This window comes from Gemmatimonadales bacterium, from assembly GCA_030697825.1.
Classification (GTDB): domain Bacteria; phylum Gemmatimonadota; class Gemmatimonadetes; order Gemmatimonadales; family JACORV01; genus JACORV01.
Window position 1 is genome coordinate 1 of sequence record JAUYOW010000109.1, and the last position, 1,364, is coordinate 1,364.

A 1,364-nucleotide genomic window follows, 5' to 3' on the forward strand; every position below is an offset into this window, starting at 1 on the left:
GTGCTGCCCTATCACCCCGACCTCGGCGGCACGGTGGCCGGGCTCCCGGGGCAGATCTGGACCAACTGGAGCGAGGCCGGCGGTGCCCCGGGGATGGACGATGACGGCAACGGGTACGTGGACGACGTACACGGGTGGAACTTCGTGGACGACTCCAACGACTTGACCGACCGCTGGGGCCACGGCACGCTCGTGGCCGGCATCATCGCCGCCAAGCGGGACAACGAGGTGGGGATCGCCGGCATCAACCCGGGCGCGCGCATCATGGTGCTGAAAGTGTCCGATGACACGCACCGGCCCAACACCCTGGGGATGTACCGCGCGATCCACTATGCGGTGGATCACGGCGCCCGGGTCCTGAACCTCAGCATGGGCGCCCCGGCGCGCTCGCGGCTGGTCCAGCTGGCGGTCAACTACGCGCACCTGCGGGGCGCGGTGGTCGTCGTGGCCACCGGCAACACGAACGCCGACGTCCACGACTACGCGCCGGCTGGGCTGCGTCGCGTGCTTGCCGTGGGCGCCCTCGGGTTCGAGGGGCAGCGGCACGCCCTGTCGAACTTCGGCGCGAACACGGGGCTGCTGGCGCCGGGCGAGGACATCTATTCCCTGCACTCGCAGCAGGCCGAGTGGACCGGGCCCTCCGCCGAACGCGACCGGATGTACCGGGCGGCGACCGGCACCTCCTTCGCCGCGCCGATCGTGGCGGCCACCGCGTCGCTGCTCTTCGCAGCGGACCCGAAACGGACCAACCGCGAGGTTGAGGCGCTGCTCTTGGCGACCGCGAAAGACCTGGACCAGCCGGGCTGGGACCCGATGACCGGCTACGGGCTGCTGGATGCCAAGGCCGCGCTGAGCGGCGACGCGAAGCGCGCCGTCGTGGTGTTCCCCACCGAAGTGCTCATCTCGCGCGCCGGCAAGAAAAAGGTGAGCGCGGTGGACGTGTACGGCGTGGTGGCCGGGGCGTCGAGCTACGAGGTGAGCGTGGGCGAGGGGCGCAACCCGTCGGAGTGGACGCCCATCGCTCGCGGCGACCGGCCGATCCAGTTCGGCCTCATCGGCCATGTGGATGGGGAGCGGTTCAAAGGTGCCAAGGAGTGGACGATCCGGATCACCGCGACCGGCGCCGACGGCACCCGGCGCGTCGCGGACGTGCCCGTCAGCCTGTAGGCTTGCGTCCCTCGAGCTGGTCGAGCCGCTGCTCGGCCTGCTCCAGCCGGGTGAACCCGGCGGTCAGCTTCCGCATCAGATCCGGCAGCCGGCCGAGTGCTGCGAGCGAGCGTTTGACAGCCTGGATCGGCCGGCTCGGGCTGCCCCACACCGTTTCCCCCGCCGGGACGTCCTTGTGGGCCACGCTGGCCGCGCCC

2 protein-coding genes are annotated in these 1,364 nt (G+C 71.3%); one reads left to right on the plus strand and one right to left on the minus strand.

Annotated features, from left to right (window positions below):
- Positions 1-1,167 (plus strand): S8 family serine peptidase (locus Q8Q85_05760; GenBank protein ID MDP3773757.1); only part of this gene is annotated, 1,167 nt, incomplete at its 5' end.
- On the opposite strand, the gene Q8Q85_05765 is transcribed toward Q8Q85_05760, so the two are convergent.
- Positions 1,157-1,364: hypothetical protein (locus Q8Q85_05765; GenBank protein ID MDP3773758.1), on the minus strand; the 208-nt coding region annotated here is incomplete at its 5' end. The two genes, Q8Q85_05760 and Q8Q85_05765, sit on opposite strands and share 11 nt — an antisense overlap.